Genomic DNA, 15690 nt, shown 5'->3' with positions numbered 1-15690 from the left:
CCTTGAATTGGCGCGGATTTTGCGAGTTACACCAGTGTGATTCGTAGGCCTTTTCCTTGTTGTTGCCTCGTCGGTCGAGCCGATACTTTCCGGATTTTTGAATTCCGGCCGGGGTCGGCTAGTCTTCTTGTGCACGGGCGATTGGCGCAGTGGTAGCGCGCTTCGTTCACACCGAAGAGGTCACTGGTTCGAACCCAGTATCGCCCACCAGTAGAAAACCCCGTCTGACCTGCAGGCATGCAGGTCAGACGGGGTTTTCTGCTTCTCCAACGTCGCCTGGCGTACCGCAAACGTACCGCAGATCGTTGCAACGAAAGCTGCACGGTTCGACTGGCCAGCGGGTGGGATGGAGCCGCGAGCTCGCGTCCTATAGATGCTCTACCGGTGAGGCCGGCATCAGCGAGCGGGGAAATTTGGATGTCCGAGGATCGGGCATGATCCCGACTTCCCTTGGGCGCGGCCATGGTGTTCAAACGCGTGGAATGTGGCGCCATTGCCGATGCCGCAGGACGCTCTGAAGTAGCCGTAGGTTTACGTCGCTGAAAGCTCGAGAGCCTGCGCACTCCCGAGCGCGCCCACGACTACACACGTACAGCCCCTCACCGTCCCCTGGCCAGGGGCTGTTTTTCGTCGTCCAAGCGGGGGACCATAAGCATGCTTGCTATTTTTACCCGCTCACGCCTATGCTGTGTCCCGGTCCTAGACCGGACCTTTGCCGGGATGCAGCCTCTGTAACAAGGGGTAGCCGGCACAAGAGCAGCCCCTCACCGCCCAGACGGTGAGGGGCTGTTTTGTGTTCAACGAGGTTTGCCCGGACGTGCTCCGGCTAGTTGACCATCCGGCTATGGGCGCCGAGACTTATGAAATGACGATGGAGGACGAGCAACTTGCTCTTGAAACAGTTGTTGCCCGACTCGCCTCACGATATCCTGCCGCGTCACGCGAACAGGTTGAGCACATTGTTCGCAAAGAACACGAAGCCCTGGTTGGCCCCATCCGCGACTACATTCCAATCCTCGTGGAACACCGAGCCAAAGGCCGCCTTCGGGACTCACCGAACCACGAAGGCGATCAGCGCGAAACGGAAGCAACCGGCCTTCCGGCTCACAATCCGGCATAGAAGGCATCAACGCACTCTTGGGTCGATTGTCCGGTGCCGCACCTTGGATGCTTCCACCCACACCTCTTTGCGGCCCGCGTAGTAATCCATCGGCCAAGGTACGGACACCAGCACATGCACCCTAGTCCACCCGTACGCGAAGGCTGGCACCTCGTGGCTTTGCTCGTTGTTGTAATCGAGCATTACGAAGACGGGCCGGGGCTCTTTGGCCGTAGTCGCGCCTTCCACGGCCGCCGGATCCACTTCGGGCACAACCGGTATGGGCCTATGCGCGTGCGGTGGCTGCCAGAACTTCTTTTCCTCCACAGCTCGAGTCTGCCACCGTGGGCAGACAACCGGCGGCCGTCCAGTGGACCTGGCCGTCGAGCGCGAGGAAGTACGGGGCCTGATCGCTCAGGACTGAACGGCCGAGGTTCGCGCTTTGCGGACCGCCAGTTATCGGTTAGTTAGCGCCAGATCACTTGGATGCCGCTGTACGGTGTCCACGTGATGGATCCGTGTTCAAAGTCCTGCTTGATCACGTTGCCCAACCAGGCGCCAGATTCATCGCTTGTGGGGTAGCCGAGGCGACCCCATGCCCAGCCGAGGCCTTCGTAGGTGGACTTGATGGCGCCCTGGACGTAGTGCGCCCCGGTGGCGGGGCTCCAGAAGTACACACCTTTTTGGAACCACTGGTAGCAACCATTGTTGGGGGCGGTGCATTGCTCGTCTCCGGTGGGGTAGCCGATGCCGCCGTAGTATCCGGTCCGGAGCCAACCCCAGCCGATGGCCCCGTGGACCATGGAGGCGCCTGTGGCTGGGGACCAGACGATCTGGCCATTGTCGAAGTACTGGACGCAGCCGCCGTCGGTGTAGCCGTAGTCGCACATCTCTTCGAGGTGTGGGTATCCAAGAGTGCCCCACGCCCAGCCGAGCTGGGCATACTTGCCTCGATAGCGCCGTGGACCAAGCTCCCTGTAAACCAGCCGGGGGGCTGTGCTTTCCACATGATTCCGCCTTGGAACCACTGGTAGCAGCCGCCGCCCGGGCCCGTGCAATTGATGTCCCCGAGCGGGTAGCCCATTGGTCCCCACGCCCAGTTCTTCTGCTCGTACAGTGCTTGAAAACCGTCAGTACGAACGGTGGCCGCGGCCGTCGTCGGCGACCACCAGGTGATTCCCTTCTCGAACCACTGATAACAGCCGCCGTGAGGGGCCGTGCACACTTCGTCGCCGAGCGGAAGGCCTAGGGCCGCGTATCCGCCGTCGGCAAAGTATTTCGCGCCCGTCGGGGTGGTACTCAGTGCCCCCTGAACGCCTCGGCTGGGACTCCAGAAGGCCTCCCCGTTCTTGAAGTCTTGGTGGCAGAAGTTGGGCTCCCAACAAATTGTGTCACCGTTCGGTGGGCCGTACACGGAAGCGATCGACGGGCTGTACCACGTCGCGAACGGACTGGCGACGACCCAGCCACCTGCCGGCGGGTCTGGCGGCGTGGTCGCGGCGGCTAGCAATTGTGTCGGTGCCGATGTCCCTGACGGAGAAGTCGTAGCGAATTCGGGCGACGTCACACCGCCCCAGATAACGGCTCCGGCGGCTAACGCGGACAGGAGGATGCGAGCGATCCTCCGACCACGGAAGTTGGTAGCACGCATGCGTAGTCCTTCCCCACTAACGCCTCCCGGACGAGTGGCACTAGGGGAGAATATCCTGCGCGAACAGTCGGCGGAGGAGACACGTCCTGACGCAAGAAAAGAGCCCTTCCCCGCCGGCTGCTAACCGATGGGGAAAGGCCCTTACATGTGTGGCGTTGGTCAGCCGGCCATCGGCGGCTGTAGTCGTCGGCTTGGTTTTCCCGCCTTGTAGCCGGCGAGCAGCACCTCGATATCGTGCCTCAAGCGAGCATCCATATCACTGGAAGGGTCAGCCGCGAGCGCCTCAAGCTGGCCCATGACCTCGGCCACTTTCGCCTTGGTCAGGCCAGAAGTGGCTGACTGGATACCCTCCATTGCCCCACCCTGTCGTTGGTTGATGCTCACGGTCGAATTCTCCCGAATGTTCGGTGGTTGCGCACTTTTTTCGTTCCCGCTCACTGGCGATCCTCGATCTTCAATACCTCGATGCCGAACGTGTCCGTGAGCTCGAATTGTGCGTCGATGCCGTTCGATCTTAGCCAATCGAAGTGCAGTTTAATTGCTTCCACCAGGAGAACGGCGTGTGTATGCCTGAACTGCTCCGGGAGCTCCCTCATCTTCGTGAGGGCATCCACGAAGGTTGGCCAGACAGTCTCGTGTTGGTCGATGATGACCGCCCTCAAGATCTCGTATTGCTCGTCAGCGGGCATTATGTCGTCTAGGTTGTCTTGATTGCTCATCGCACAAGACCTCTTGTCGTTGGCGACGAGTTCCTGCTTTACGCCCATCGGGGCCTGGTCATGCGCGAGGCGCCGTCCTGACCACCCGGTTCCTTCCGAGTGACTTGGCTTGGTAAAGGGCGGTGTCGGCGGCGGCGATCATCGCCGTGAGGTCTACTGCGCCGAACTGGGTTGAGGTGACTCCGTAACTCACCGTCGGAAGGTGGATGTCGTCGAGGTTTTTGCTTGCCGCCAAAGAGCGATTGATGTCGCCCGCGATGCTTTCGGCCCGCTCCTGGCTGGCTCCCGGCAAGAGCAAGATGAATTCTTCGCCCCCGTATCGTCCGACCAGGTCGGTGGATCGTACGGACTCGGAGCACGCAGCAGCGAATGCCTGAAGGGCGGCGTCGCCGGCGGCATGACCAAACTCGTCGTTGATCGCTTTGAAATGGTCCAGGTCGGCAAGGATCAAGGAGGCGACGGAGCTTGTGGCGTGCAGTCGCTCTAGTTCTTTCGTAGCCAGGTCCATGAAGGTGCCACGGTTGAGGAGCCCCGTCAGGTTGTCGCGTGCAGCACGTTCGCTGAGCCGGTTGATCAACTGATCGTTGCTGAGGGCTGTCATGCTGAAGGAGACGGCAACCAGGAGTATCAGCGTGACCAGGCTGGCCATGGATGGGCCGAAATACAGGCGGAAGTTCGGTCCGCTTGGACCTTCGACGAGGTACACGGACAGGCGGCAGAAATAGTATGCGGCCAGGAAGCCCGCGGCCAAGGCCATCGACTTGTGCACATGGGAGTAGCTGGAATCGAGCAGCCACAGATCGCGGGAGGCCAACGCGATGCCCACCGTCATGAATCCCAGATAGACCAGGCCCCCCGACCAGGTGTTGAAACCAGGACTTTCCAAAACGGAGGCGAGGGCCGTGACGCCACAGGCCGCCGCGAATTGCCACCTCGGCGGCGGCAACATCCTGAGGGACCGGGCGCCGGTCCACACACTGAACGCTCCACCCACCAGGAGGACGTTTCCCGAGGGATTCGCCCAGATCTGATACGGCGTCCCGTTGAGCAGGAAAGCAAGATTCCCTGCGAGGAAGAACAGGAGGGCGATGCACCACCACCCGTTGTAGGAGGACCGCGTGCGCCTGAACGATGCGTAGAACAAGAGGAGCAGCGTAAGAGCGACCACGCCAAGGGCGACTCGCAGTGTTGTTATATCGAGGACCAAGATTCGCTCCCGTAGCCGAGGACGTGACCAATTATGGCACCGGGAGTCGGATAACACTGTGCGCCATGCGTGAGGAGCACATTAATTGCCGGGTGGAGTCCCGTCGGCAGCCACCAGGACTCCGCATCTTCTTGTCAGCGGTGTGTGAAAGAGTTTTCCTATGACAGATCCACTGCTTGCCCATGCCACCGAATACGGCCGGATGTATGCCCGGTCCACGTCCGAGACCTTCTCGGTCCCTTCCATCACCACGGTGATCGGCCAGCAGGCCCACTCCCTGGACGGCTGGTTCGGCTACATGGGTGCCAGCAGCCTGGCGAAAGACCCGGAGCTCCCGCAACATCTTTCCAGTCCTGCCAAGATGAGGCAGGCCGTCAACAAGGCAGCCAAAGCTGCAGAGGTGTACCGGGACGACGCCGCACGCCGTGGCGACCGCGTGCATAACTACTGCGAGCAAGTGGCCCTCCGTGCTCTCGGACGTCCGCACCGCGTGAAGGAAACGCGCGAAGAGCTCGCTTCAAACGGCGAGGAAGCCTTCGCGGCCCGTTTCGATGAGTGGTGGGCGCTGTACCGGGTGGAGCCCATTGCGCCCGAGATCACCGTGTGGAACGCCAGCGTCGGCTATGCCGGAACCCTGGACCTCGTCGCCAAAATCAACGGCAGGGTCTGCCTGATTGACTACAAGACCAAAGGCACCACCCGCGATGGGACTGTGAAACCCCTCGACGACAAGGTGGTGATGCAACTGGTTGCGGGCATGAAGGCCGAGGAAAGCCTTGTGGATCCAGTGGCGGGGGAGTGGGAGCCGTGGAAGTACGGTGAAAACCCTGTGCTGCTTGCGGTGGCTATCGGCGAGACCGAAGTGCGCCCCCAGCGGGCCAACCCGGACGTCCTCAAGCACCACTGGTGGAAGTTCTGCGCCTTGAAGCGGGTGTGGGAGATGTCTGCCGATGTGGCCGCAGCCGGAACGGCGCTGCTCCCTGTAGCTCCGCCGTCGTACCCTGCCGCCGCGGCGCCCGCGGCCTCAACTAAACTGGCCTAGGCCCCTTTTACCGGGACCGAAGCTTCGCCGATCGTGAGGAAAGACAGCACATGGCCATTTTGAGTATCCGTATCATCGGCGACCCCGTGCTCCGCACGGTTGCTGATCCAGTCACGGAATTCGGGCCGGAGCTCGCCAAACTCGTCTCGGACATGACCGAGACCATGGAAGACGTGGACGGTGCCGGGCTCGCGGCGCCGCAGATCGGCGTCAGCCAGCGGGTCTTCACTTACCGGATCGGGGGTGTGGAAGGCCACATCATCAACCCCGTGCTCGAGAGCAGCGAGGACTTCCAACCTGACGAGGTAGAAGGCTGCCTCTCCATTCCCGGACTCGCGTTCCCGGTTCGCCGCCGCAGGACCACCCGCGCCACCGGCGTGGACATGAACGGCAACCCCGTGTCCGTTGAGGCAGAGGGCATGCTCGCCCGCTGCTTCCAGCACGAGACCGACCACTTGGACGGGATCCTGTTCACGGACCGCCTGGAGGGTGAGGACCGGAAAACCGCCCTCCGTGCCATCCGCGCAGCGAACTACCATTCCGTGACTGAACGGACCACCGCCAAGAGAGCCAACACTGTGGGCTCGAGCTTCGGCAGCTTCGGAGCCGCCGAATGAGGGTGCTTTTCGCCGGCACCCCGGCTGTCGCAGTCCCTTCCCTGGATGCGCTGATCGAGGCCGGTTTTGAGGTCGTGGCGGTGCTCACCAGGCCGGATGCCCCTACCGGCCGCAAACGGATCCTGACGCCGTCGCCCGTGGCAGCACGTGCCGCTGAACTCGGCATCGGCATCATCCACGCCTCGAAAGTGGACGCGGGGACCACCGAGCGGATCGCTTCGTACGAGCCGGACGTCGCAGCGATCGTCGCCTACGGGGGCCTCGTCCCCAAAGCCGCGCTCGGAGTACCGCGCCACGGCTGGATCAACCTCCACTTCTCCCTCCTCCCTGCCTGGCGCGGCGCCGCACCGGTCCAACGTTCAGTCATCGCCGGCGACGACATCACCGGAGCCGCTACCTTCCTCCTCGAGGAAGGACTCGACACCGGACCTGTCTTCGGGACGTTGACGGAAACCGTGCGCCCTGAAGACACGGCCGGCGACTTGCTGGAGCGGCTCTCGCGCAGCGGCGCGATCCTGCTCGCCCAGACCCTCTCCGCCGTCGAGTCCGGCAAAGCGGCCCCCCAGCCCCAGCAAGGCGACGTCTCGCTCGCGCCCAAACTGACGCTCGACGACGGCCGGCTCGAGTGGACGCAACCGGCCCTCGCCATCAACCGCAGGTCCCGTGGGGTCACGCCCGAACCAGGAGCATGGACCATGCTCGACGGACAGCGCGTCAAGCTGGAACCCGTAGGTTTGCGCCCGGACATCCGGGATCTTGCACCTGGCCAGGTCCGGGTTGACGGCAAGAACGTCCTGGTCGGGACCGGATCACATGCAGTGCAACTTAGGGGGATCCAGCCTGCGGGCAAGAAGATGATGCCGTCGGCCGATTGGGCCCGTGGTTTGGCAACACCAGAAAGCGTGGAATTCGAATGAATGAGTCCGGCCGGCGCGGCCCCAACAACAGTGGGAACAGGGACGGCGGGGGCCACGGCAACCGCGGTCCCCGCGGCGAAAGCAACCGCGACGCCCAAGGCCGCGAACGCAACAGGGGCCCGCAACGCGGTTTCTCCACCAACGCACCGTCCCAGCGGACCCGACGCGCGGATCCGGCACGATTGGTGGCGTTCGAAGTCCTGCGCGCAGTCGCTTCGGAAGACGCGTACGCAAACCTCGTGCTGCCTTCGCGGATCCGACACCACCACCTCGACAAGCGCGACGCCGGATTCGCCACCGAGCTGAGCTACGGGGCGCTGCGCGGCCAGGGGATGTACGACGCCGTCCTGGCCGAGTGTGTCGACCGGCCCCTCGCCCAACTGGATCCGGCAGTCCTGGATGCGTTGCGACTTGGTGCCCACCAATTGCTCGCGATGCGCGTTCCTGCCCACGCCGCACTCGACCAGACTGTCGGGCTGGCCCGCGCGGTCATCGGAGCAGGCCCGTCGTCGCTCATCAACGCAGTGCTCCGAAAAGTCACCGCAAGGACGCTTCCGGAGTGGCTCGATCACCTGCTGGAAAACGAGACCGACGAGACCAGGATCGCTTCCGTACGCCACGCGCACCCGGAATGGATTGTGAGGGCGCTGCGCCAATCGCTCGTCATGCATGGCCGTCCCGCGAGCGAAATCAACGAGCTGCTCGAAGCCGACAACGCGGCCCCTGTGGTGAACCTGGTGGCGTTGCCCGGCATCGGCAATCTTGATGAAGCACTGGAAAGCGGGGCCACTCCCGGCGAACTCGTCATCGACTCGGCGCTGTCCAGCGGCGGCGACCTCGGGCGCATGTCCTCCATCCGTGAAGGCACTACGCGCGTCCAGGACGTCGGTTCCCAGTTGGTAGCCCGCGCCGTCGCAGCCGTGGACCTCGGACGGGGCGCCAAGGACGGCGAGAAGTGGCTGGACCTTTGCGCCGGCCCCGGTGGCAAGGCCGCGCTGCTGGCCGCCCTCGCCCGCCAGGAAGGTGCGAGCCTCTTGGCCAATGAACCCGCAGAACACCGGGCGAAGCTGGTCAGCCAAGCCCTCTCGGCGGTTCCGGCGGATGCCTGGAGCGTGCGGGTCGGCGATGGCCGCGACGTCGGCAAGGAACAACCGGAAACCTTCGACCGGGTTCTGGTCGACGTTCCCTGCAGCGGCCTTGGCGCGCTGCGCCGCCGCCCCGAATCACGGTGGCGCCGGACGCCCAAGGACCTTGCCGATCTCGGTCCGTTGCAGCGTGAATTGCTCAACTCGGCCATCGACGCCGTCAAACCGGGCGGCGTAGTGGCGTACGTGACGTGCTCACCGCACGCAGCCGAAACCACCGCCGTCGTCAGCGATGTCCTGCGCAAGCGGGACGACCTGGAGCAGATCGACGCCGGCGCGGCCCTGGACGCGGTCAGCCTGACCGGCAACCTCGGCGCCGGGCACGAGTTGACCGCACAATTGTGGCCGCACGTGCATCAAACCGATGCGATGTTCCTGGCGCTTATCCGGAAGAAGCCGTAACCTTCGGCGCCTTTCTCGGGCTGAAAGTCCTGCGTGCCTAAGCTGGAGAATTGCCAACACCACCAGACCGCCACCAACACTGAGGGAACTGCCTTGACTGAGTGCTGTATCAACCCGAGCATCCTGTCCGCGGATTTCGTGAATCTGGAAGCCGAGCTGAAGAGAATCAGTAACGCCGACGCCGTCCACGTCGATGTCATGGACAACCACTTTGTCCCGAACCTGACGCTCGGCCTGCCGGTCGTGGAGCGGATCCAGGCTGTGAGCCCGGTCCCGCTGGACGCCCACCTGATGATCGCCGACGCCGACCGCTGGGCTCCGGCCTACGCCGACGCCGGCGTGGCTTCCGTGACCTTCCATGCGGAAGCAGCCATGGCTCCCATCAAGCTCGCCCGGGAGCTCCGTGCCCGCGGTGCGAAGGCGGGAATGGCACTTCGTCCCGCCACGCCCGTGGAACCGTACCTGGACATGCTCAGCGAACTGGACATGCTCCTCATCATGACCGTGGAGCCTGGCTTCGGCGGGCAGTCCTTCCTGGACGTCACGCTGCCGAAGATCCGGCGGGCGCGTGCCGCGATCGACGGCTCCGGTATGGGCGTCGCAATCCAGGTCGACGGCGGCGTCACGGAGGAGACCATTGTCCGGGCAGCAGAAGCCGGCGCAAATGTGTTCGTTGCCGGATCCGCCGTCTACGGCCATGCGGACCCCGCTGCGGCCATTGAGCGGCTGCGCGCCGCCGGCCTCGCGGCAATGTGACAACAATGACGCAATTGCCTGCATATTGGTCAGGGAATACATCGGCCATTGCTCCAGTTGTGTCAGAATAGCAACACACATACGTGCTCCGGGGTCGGTGTAATTCCGAACCGGCGGTTATAGTCCGCGACCCGCGAGCCATCGCGCTTCCTTCACGGGAATCACGACGGCGGACGGTTGAACTGGTGGAATTCCAGTACCGACAGTTAAAGTCTGGATGGGAGAAGCACGTACAGTCATGCTTGGGCGTTCCGTGCGCCCGGTATTGCGCTGTCGTACACCCCCGGAGCCATCGCGGCATTCGAGGGAAGGAACGACATGGACTTTCTGCGATGGCTCTTCGAAGCACAGATTCCCGTAGGTGGATCTGTCCTTGTTCTTCGCGAAGTGCTAGGCAATATTTTCGGGCTCGCCAGCGCCCTGGGCGGCATGCGCCGCAAAGTCTGGGCATGGCCCATCGGGATCGCAGGCAACCTGCTCCTGTTGACGGTCTTTCTTGGCAACGTCTTCGGTGCCGCCACGCCGGCAACCCTGTGGGGCCAGGCCGGACGCCAGATCATGTTCATCAGCGTCGCCGCCTACGGCTGGTACCGCTGGCGGCAGGGCCTCCAAGCAGGCACCCACGGCCGCGCCATCGTGCCCGGCTGGGCAAGCCCCAAAGCGCGGATCGGAATGGTGGCCGCCATGATTGCCGGAACCGCCGCCCTCACTCCCGTCTTCGATTCCATGGGTTCGTACCCTCCTGTATGGGCAGACGCCTGGACCTTCATGGGTTCACTCCTGGCGACGTATGGCATGGCACGAGGATGGACCGAATTCTGGCTGATCTGGGTTGCCGTGGACATTGTCGGAGTTCCGCTGCTATTCAGCGCGGGCTATTTTGCCAGCGCTTTCATGTACCTCTTTTACGGGTTCTTCACACTTGCCGGATTCTTTGTCTGGTGGCGCGCAGACCGACGTGAAGGCCAGCCGCTCAGGCCAACGCCCGAGCCGGAAACCGTAGGAGCCCTCACATGAGCAACGCCTCGAAGCTGGATTTCCCGGAGGCTGAATCCGCGGCCATGGAGACCGCACTGCACGTGGCCCTCCGGGGACACCGTGGCGCCAATCCCTTGGTGGGAGCGGTTGTGCTGGGGCCCAACGGGGAGCAGCTCATCACGGGCTACCACCGCGGCGCCGGCACGCCCCACGCCGAGGCGGATGCGATCGCGAAAGCGCAGGCAAGGGGCCTCGACCTCGCCGGAACAACCATGGTGGTGACCTTGGAGCCCTGCAACCACATAGGGCGCACGGGACCCTGCACCCAGGCGATCATTGACGCTGGCATCTCACGTGTGGTTTACGCCGTCGACGACCCCCACGATCCGGCCGCAGGAGGTGCCGGCAGACTGCGCGCTGCCGGCGTGGACGTGCGGTCAGGGCTGGCCGCCGCCGAGGCCTGGAAACTGAACCGCGAGTGGTTCAATGCGGTGGAGGCGAGGCGCCCGTTCGTTACGCTTCACATTGCGCAGACCCTCGACAGCAGGATCGCGGCTACCGACGGGACCAGCCAATGGATCTCCAGTCCGGAATCGCTCGCCGACAACCACGGACTGCGCCGCCTGATCGACGCCATTCTGGTGGGCACCGAAACCGTCCTGGTGGACAACCCGCGGCTGACGGCGCGGGAGCCGGATGGCGAAGTATCGCAAAGCCAGCCACTTCGGGCCGTCATGGGGCTGCGGGATGTTCCTTCGGAAGCCGCTGTCCGGGGGAGCGACGGCAAGTTCATCCACCTGCCAACCCGCGATCCTGCCGAAGCTTTGGAACTGCTGTTCGCCGAAGGCGTCCGGCACGTCATGGTGGAAGGCGGCTCCCGCATCCTGAGTGCCTTCCTCGCTGCGGGTCTTGTGGACGAATTGATCGTCTATCTTGCGCCCACCCTGTTGGGCTCCGGTACACCTGCCCTGACGGATCTCGGCATCTCCACCCTCGCCGACGCCCAGCACTGGAACTGGGACGACGCCGGCGGCGGTGCGGTCCATGCGCTGGGTCGCGACCTCAGGCTGCATTTGAGGTCCGGACCATCGGACGGAAACAAACCGGCCTGGACGAAGTCCCATACCGAACACCACGAACCATTTCCGGGCAAGGACGCCTCGGACACCACCACAGGAGGACACTGATGTTTACCGGAATCGTTGCTGAACAAGGCACGGTCCTGTCCGTCGAGCACGACGGCGAGGCCAGCGCGACGCTGCGCCTCATGGCCCCCAGCACCACCGAAGGCCTTGGCTTGGGCGGCTCCATCGCCGTCAACGGCGTGTGCCTCACCGCAACGGACATCGACGGCCGGGAGTTCAGCGTCGACGTCATGGGCGAAACCCTCGACCGGACCACCATCGGCGAACTGACTGCGGGTGACACTGTGAACCTCGAGCGTTGTGTCCAGGCGGGCGGACGCCTGGACGGCCACGTTGTCCAGGGCCACGTCGACGGCGTCGGACACCTTCTGGAGCGCAAGTCGCTGGGCAACTGGGACCGCCTCCGCTTCGCGGTGCCGGCCCCGCTGGCACGCTACATCGCCGAAAAAGGGTCGATCGCCGTCGACGGCGTATCACTCACCGTCACGGCCGTCAGCCCGGCCGAAGAAGAGAACCCCTGGTTTGAAGTGGGACTCATTCCCACCACGCTCGACGAAACCGGGCTCGGGGCCAAGGCCACAGGAGGGCGCGTCAACCTTGAGGTGGACGTCCTCGCGAAATACACCGAGCGACTGCTGTCCTTCCGTTCGCCGGCAACCGCCGCTGGGGCTGCCCAGTGAGCGCCGCACACAACGGCAGTACCGCAGTGGTGCGCCAGGGGCTGGACCCCGTCGAGAAGGCCGTGCAGGCCATGGCAGCCGGCCGTCCCGTCATTGTTGTGGACAATGAAGACCGCGAAAACGAAGGCGACATCATCTTCGCCGCCGAACACGCGACGCCTGCCCTCATGGGCTGGACCATCCGCTACAGCTCGGGAGTCATTTGCGTTCCCCTTGAAGGCTCGCGGGCTGATGCCATGGCGCTGCCTCCCATGGTCCTGGTCAATGAAGACGCCAAGGGCACTGCCTACACGGTGTCCTGCGATGCCGCTTTGGGCGTCAGCACCGGTATTTCCGCCACGGACAGGGCCCTGACGGCCCGGATTCTGGCTGATTCGAGCAGCACGCCGTCCTCGATCACCCGGCCCGGGCATATTTTTCCGCTCCGGGCCGTTAATGGGGGAGTGCGTGAACGTCCGGGACACACGGAAGCGGCAGTTGATCTCTGCAGGCTTGCGGGGCTCGCCCCGGTGGGCGTGATCGCCGAGTTGGTACATGACGATGGTGAAATGATGCGCCTGGACAGCCTCCGGGAGTTCGCTGCCGAGCACGGATGTCCTCTGATTTCGATCGAGGATCTCGTGGCTTATGTTGTAGCGTCGGAGGCTGAGGACCAGGTTGCAATTCCGGCAGGAAACGAGGAGCAGCGATGACCACAGCGACAACGCACGACGGCGGCACGCCCGCACGCGCAACGCATCCCGTGAGCGGCGGCCCGATTGTCCAGCTACCCACCGCCTTCGGTGAGTTCGTGGCACAGGCGTGGACCGACCTTGCAACGGGTGCGGAGCACCTGGCGGTGAGTTCCCCGAAAGCGCCGCGTGCAGGCAAGGCCCCGCTGGTGCGCCTTCACTCGGAGTGCCTCACGGGCGACGTATTCGGCTCTTACCGCTGCGATTGCGGCGAACAGCTGGCGTACGCCCTCGAGCTGATCCGCGAAGAGGGCGGCACCCTGCTCTACCTGCGCGGACAGGAAGGCCGCGGCATCGGTCTGGCAAACAAGATCAAAGCCTACGCGCTGCAAGAGGCCGGATTCGACACGGTCGAGGCCAATGAGCAGCTCGGGCTGCCGGTGGACGGACGCTGCTACAAAGCGGCTGCGCAGATCCTTGCCGAGATGGGCCTTCACGAAATCCGGCTCCTGAGCAACAACCCGGACAAGCAGAACAGGCTTGCCGCGGCTGGCGTGAAGGTGGTCGAGATGGTGCCCACTGAGGTTCCGTCCCGTGAAGAAAACCTTCGGTACCTCCAGACCAAGAAGGACCGCATGGACCACCGCCTGACCCTCGGTGACACCGAGCCGGCCGGTACCCATGCAGCTGCCGGCACTTTTGACCTCGAACAAGACTGAACTGCACTCACAAGACTGAACGGATTACCACACACCCATGAGCGGACACGGCGCCCCTACCATCGACCTCACCACCCTCAACACAGAGGAAACCCACCAGCTGAAACTCGCCATCGTTGCTGCCAGCTGGCATACCCAGATCATGGACGGGCTCCTCGACGGGGCGCTGCGTGCCGCAAAGGAAGCCGGCATCGCCGAGCCCACCGTGCTGCGCGTCCCTGGATCCTTTGAGCTTCCCGTCGCAGCGGCAAGGCTCGCCCCGCATTTCGACGCCGTCGTCGCCCTCGGCGTCGTCATCCGCGGAGGCACACCGCACTTTGAGTACGTGTGCCAGGCGGCGACGTCGGGACTCACTGAAGTAAGCGTCCGCACCGGCGTGCCGGTGGGCTTCGGCGTGCTCACCTGCGACACCGAGCAGCAGGGCCTGGACCGCGCCGGACTGGAAGGCTCGTCGGAGGACAAGGGCCACGAAGCCGTGACCGCCGCGCTCTCCACCGCTCTGACCCTCAAGCAGTACACCTAGCAAATCGACGAAAGGGATGTGGGCGTGCCGGCGCACATTGTGCGTTCGCTCACATCCCTTCCGTCATGCAATGACCCGACAGGCGGTCACCGGCCCCGAGCAAGTAGGCTGTAGGGCGTGAAGAATTTCGAGACGCTGTTCGCAGAACTGAGCGAAAAGGCAGCGACCCGTCCGGCAGGCTCCCGCACCGTCGCCGAATTGGACTCCGGAATCCACGGCATCGGCAAGAAAGTCGTGGAGGAAGCAGCCGAAGTCTGGATGGCTGCAGAGTATGAATCCGATGAAGCCGCGGCCGAGGAAATCTCCCAGTTGCTCTACCACCTGCAGGTCCTGATGCTCGCCAAGGGTCTGAGCCTGGAAGACGTTTACAAGCATCTCTAGCCACGTCCGCTCCGTCAGGACCTGAAGAGGTCCCACCGGAGCCAAGCGTGGCCCCAGCGCTCACTGCACCGTGTCGTCCGAGACAAGTCCCTCTGCGGACAGTGCCGTGAGCACAATGCCTGAAACATCCCCTTCCACTCCCCAAGAAAGTCCCCCAATGCTGCGAGTAGCCGTCCCCAACAAGGGGTCCTTGTCCGAAGCCGCCTCCGCGATGCTGTCCGAGGCGGGATACCGCCAGCGCCGCGATACCCGCGAACTGGTCATGGTCGATCCCGACAACGACATTGAGTTCTTCTTCCTCCGCCCCCGGGACATCGCCGTGTATGTCGGCCAAGGAACGCTCGACGTCGGCATCACCGGCCGCGACCTCCTGCTGGATGCACAGGTCGAAGCCGAAGAGCTGCTTCCCCTTGGCTTTGCCGCGTCCACCTTCCGCTTCGCCGGCCCCGTCGGCGACTTCTCCGCCGTCGAGCAGCTCGAAGGCAAGCGCCTCGCCACGAGCTACGACGGCCTCCTGCGCGACTACCTCGCCGAGCGAGGCGTCAAGGCCAAGGTGGTCCGCCTCGACGGCGCCGTGGAGTCTTCCGTGCGCCTCGGCGTCGCCGACGCGATCGCCGACGTCGTCGAAACCGGAAACACGCTCAAGGCTGCCGGAATGGAGATCTTCGGCGAGCCGATCCTCAAGTCCGAAGCTGTCCTGATCCGCCGCACCGGCGAGGGTGGTGCCGCCAACGGTACCGTGAAGGAGATCGAGGTCCTGATCCGGCGCCTGCAGGGCGTGCTGGTCGCCCGCCAGTACGTCCTCATGGACTACGACATCCGCAAGGATCTCGTAGAAGAAGCCGCCACCCTCACACCGGGTCTCGAGTCGCCGACGGTGTCGCCGCTGCGTGACTCGGACTGGGTTGCCGTCCGCTCCATGGTTCCGAAAAAGGAAACCAACCGGATCATGGATGAGCTGTACGACCTCGGCGCCCGCGCCATCCTGGTCAGCAGCATCCACGCCTGCCGCATCTGACACGAGACAATTCCAGGAGT

19 protein-coding genes, 1 tRNA gene, 1 pseudogene and 1 riboswitch are annotated in these 15690 nt (G+C 63.9%); of the genes and pseudogenes, 15 read left to right on the top strand and 6 right to left on the bottom strand.

The features are described from left to right. Positions 1–135 precede the first annotated feature (135 nt). Together ACSVHC_RS02055 and ACSVHC_RS02050 are read left to right on the top strand one after the other, a co-directional pair. A tRNA-Val gene (locus tag ACSVHC_RS02055) sits at positions 136–210 on the top strand. 655 nt (positions 211–865) lie between these two features. Next, positions 866–1120, top strand: a complete 255-nt coding sequence (locus ACSVHC_RS02050) for a three-helix bundle dimerization domain-containing protein (protein ID WP_437773275.1) — start codon at positions 866–868, stop codon at positions 1118–1120. 6 nt (positions 1121–1126) lie between these two features. Here the strand turns inward: ACSVHC_RS02050 and ACSVHC_RS02045 are convergent, their stop codons facing one another. The 6 genes and pseudogenes from ACSVHC_RS02045 to ACSVHC_RS02020 all read right to left on the bottom strand — a co-directional run bounded on the left by ACSVHC_RS02045 (position 1127) and on the right by ACSVHC_RS02020 (position 4676). Beyond that, positions 1127–1426: a hypothetical protein gene (locus ACSVHC_RS02045; RefSeq protein WP_437773276.1), complete on the bottom strand. Its 300-nt coding sequence runs from the start codon at positions 1424–1426 to the stop codon at positions 1127–1129. Positions 1427–1566: 140 nt separating this feature from the next. After that, complete coding sequence (locus ACSVHC_RS02040; RefSeq protein WP_437773277.1) at positions 1567–2106, bottom strand: LGFP repeat-containing protein; 540 nt, start codon at positions 2104–2106, stop codon at positions 1567–1569. A 26-nt stretch (positions 2107–2132) separates the two neighbouring features. After that, positions 2133–2750: pseudogene (locus tag ACSVHC_RS02035) on the bottom strand (LGFP repeat-containing protein); the annotation flags it as partial. Positions 2751–2909: 159 nt separating this feature from the next. Then, positions 2910–3134: a hypothetical protein gene (locus tag ACSVHC_RS02030; RefSeq protein ID WP_437773278.1), complete on the bottom strand. Its 225-nt coding sequence runs from the start codon at positions 3132–3134 to the stop codon at positions 2910–2912. Between the two features lie 50 nt (positions 3135–3184). Next, positions 3185–3439: a hypothetical protein gene (locus tag ACSVHC_RS02025; RefSeq protein ID WP_439180560.1), complete on the bottom strand. Its 255-nt coding sequence runs from the start codon at positions 3437–3439 to the stop codon at positions 3185–3187. Between the two features lie 88 nt (positions 3440–3527). After that, positions 3528–4676 (bottom strand): GGDEF domain-containing protein, encoded by a 1149-nt coding sequence (locus tag ACSVHC_RS02020; protein WP_437773280.1) that lies wholly within the window; start codon positions 4674–4676, stop codon positions 3528–3530. A 160-nt stretch (positions 4677–4836) separates the two neighbouring features. On the opposite strand from ACSVHC_RS02020, the gene ACSVHC_RS02015 reads away from it, so the two are divergent. From ACSVHC_RS02015 to hisG, 13 genes are all read left to right on the top strand, one after another. After that, positions 4837–5718, top strand: coding sequence for a cytochrome (locus ACSVHC_RS02015; RefSeq protein WP_437773281.1), 882 nt, complete (start codon positions 4837–4839; stop codon positions 5716–5718). A 50-nt stretch (positions 5719–5768) separates the two neighbouring features. Next, positions 5769–6335: a peptide deformylase gene (gene def, locus ACSVHC_RS02010; RefSeq protein WP_437773282.1), complete on the top strand. Its 567-nt coding sequence runs from the start codon at positions 5769–5771 to the stop codon at positions 6333–6335. Then, on the top strand, positions 6332–7252 hold the full coding sequence (gene fmt, locus ACSVHC_RS02005) for a methionyl-tRNA formyltransferase (protein WP_437773283.1): 921 nt from the start codon (positions 6332–6334) through the stop codon (positions 7250–7252). The genes def and fmt overlap by 4 nt, the downstream gene beginning before the upstream one ends. Continuing rightward, entirely contained in the window at positions 7249–8799 is a 1551-nt protein-coding gene (locus tag ACSVHC_RS02000; protein ID WP_437773284.1) for an RsmB/NOP family class I SAM-dependent RNA methyltransferase, read from the top strand. Before fmt ends, ACSVHC_RS02000 begins: the two co-directional genes overlap by 4 nt. Before the next feature lie 93 nt (positions 8800–8892). Continuing rightward, positions 8893–9555, top strand: a complete 663-nt coding sequence (rpe, locus tag ACSVHC_RS01995) for a ribulose-phosphate 3-epimerase (protein WP_437773285.1) — start codon at positions 8893–8895, stop codon at positions 9553–9555. A gap of 79 nt (positions 9556–9634) precedes the next feature. Continuing rightward, positions 9635–9789, top strand: a riboswitch (FMN riboswitch). Between the two features lie 84 nt (positions 9790–9873). Next, entirely contained in the window at positions 9874–10572 is a 699-nt protein-coding gene (gene pnuC / locus ACSVHC_RS01990) for a nicotinamide riboside transporter PnuC (protein WP_437773286.1), read from the top strand. Further along, positions 10569–11720, top strand: a complete 1152-nt coding sequence (ribD, locus tag ACSVHC_RS01985) for a bifunctional diaminohydroxyphosphoribosylaminopyrimidine deaminase/5-amino-6-(5-phosphoribosylamino)uracil reductase RibD (RefSeq protein ID WP_437773287.1) — start codon at positions 10569–10571, stop codon at positions 11718–11720. Before pnuC ends, ribD begins: the two co-directional genes overlap by 4 nt. Beyond that, the gene (locus ACSVHC_RS01980; protein ID WP_437773288.1) at positions 11720–12358 is read left to right on the top strand and encodes a riboflavin synthase; all 639 of its coding nucleotides are present in this window, start codon (positions 11720–11722) and stop codon (positions 12356–12358) included. The genes ribD and ACSVHC_RS01980 overlap by 1 nt, the downstream gene beginning before the upstream one ends. Further along, positions 12355–13050 carry a 3,4-dihydroxy-2-butanone-4-phosphate synthase gene (gene ribB, locus ACSVHC_RS01975; RefSeq protein ID WP_437773289.1) on the top strand — a complete coding sequence of 232 codons (696 nt, stop codon included), beginning with the start codon at positions 12355–12357 and terminating at the stop codon, positions 13048–13050. Before ACSVHC_RS01980 ends, ribB begins: the two co-directional genes overlap by 4 nt. Then, entirely contained in the window at positions 13047–13748 is a 702-nt protein-coding gene (gene ribA / locus ACSVHC_RS01970; RefSeq protein ID WP_437773290.1) for a GTP cyclohydrolase II, read from the top strand. The genes ribB and ribA overlap by 4 nt, the downstream gene beginning before the upstream one ends. Positions 13749–13785: 37 nt before the next feature. Further along, positions 13786–14271 (top strand): 6,7-dimethyl-8-ribityllumazine synthase, encoded by a 486-nt coding sequence (gene ribH, locus ACSVHC_RS01965; RefSeq protein ID WP_345446583.1) that lies wholly within the window; start codon positions 13786–13788, stop codon positions 14269–14271. A 117-nt stretch (positions 14272–14388) separates the two neighbouring features. Next, complete coding sequence (locus tag ACSVHC_RS01960) at positions 14389–14652, top strand: phosphoribosyl-ATP diphosphatase (protein ID WP_018778638.1); 264 nt, start codon at positions 14389–14391, stop codon at positions 14650–14652. Positions 14653–14809: 157 nt separating this feature from the next. Continuing rightward, positions 14810–15670, top strand: a complete 861-nt coding sequence (gene hisG, locus ACSVHC_RS01955) for an ATP phosphoribosyltransferase (RefSeq protein ID WP_284990752.1) — start codon at positions 14810–14812, stop codon at positions 15668–15670. Positions 15671–15690: the final 20 nt, after the last annotated feature.

Source organism: Arthrobacter sp. KNU-44 (assembly GCF_051843155.1).
Lineage (GTDB): Bacteria > Actinomycetota > Actinomycetes > Actinomycetales > Micrococcaceae > Arthrobacter.
This window is presented reverse-complemented; position numbering and strand designations above follow the sequence as displayed.

Bases quoted from the DNA above. Each gene is read 5' to 3' on its own strand.
- ACSVHC_RS02050 (WP_437773275.1), top strand. From the start codon at position 866: ATGACGATGGAGGACGAGCAACTTGCTCTTGAAACAGTTGTTGCCCGA.
- ACSVHC_RS02025 (WP_439180560.1), bottom strand. From the start codon at position 3,439: ATGCCCGCTGACGAGCAATACGAGATCTTGAGGGCGGTCATCATCGAC.
- ACSVHC_RS02015 (WP_437773281.1), top strand. From the start codon at position 4,837: ATGACAGATCCACTGCTTGCCCATGCCACCGAATACGGCCGGATGTAT.
- def (WP_437773282.1), top strand. From the start codon at position 5,769: ATGGCCATTTTGAGTATCCGTATCATCGGCGACCCCGTGCTCCGCACG.
- fmt (WP_437773283.1), top strand. From the start codon at position 6,332: ATGAGGGTGCTTTTCGCCGGCACCCCGGCTGTCGCAGTCCCTTCCCTG.
- ACSVHC_RS02000 (WP_437773284.1), top strand. From the start codon at position 7,249: ATGAATGAGTCCGGCCGGCGCGGCCCCAACAACAGTGGGAACAGGGAC.
- pnuC (WP_437773286.1), top strand. From the start codon at position 9,874: ATGGACTTTCTGCGATGGCTCTTCGAAGCACAGATTCCCGTAGGTGGA.
- ribD (WP_437773287.1), top strand. From the start codon at position 10,569: ATGAGCAACGCCTCGAAGCTGGATTTCCCGGAGGCTGAATCCGCGGCC.
- ACSVHC_RS01980 (WP_437773288.1), top strand. From the start codon at position 11,720: ATGTTTACCGGAATCGTTGCTGAACAAGGCACGGTCCTGTCCGTCGAG.
- ribA (WP_437773290.1), top strand. From the start codon at position 13,047: ATGACCACAGCGACAACGCACGACGGCGGCACGCCCGCACGCGCAACG.
- ribH (WP_345446583.1), top strand. From the start codon at position 13,786: ATGAGCGGACACGGCGCCCCTACCATCGACCTCACCACCCTCAACACA.
- hisG (WP_284990752.1), top strand. From the start codon at position 14,810: ATGCTGCGAGTAGCCGTCCCCAACAAGGGGTCCTTGTCCGAAGCCGCC.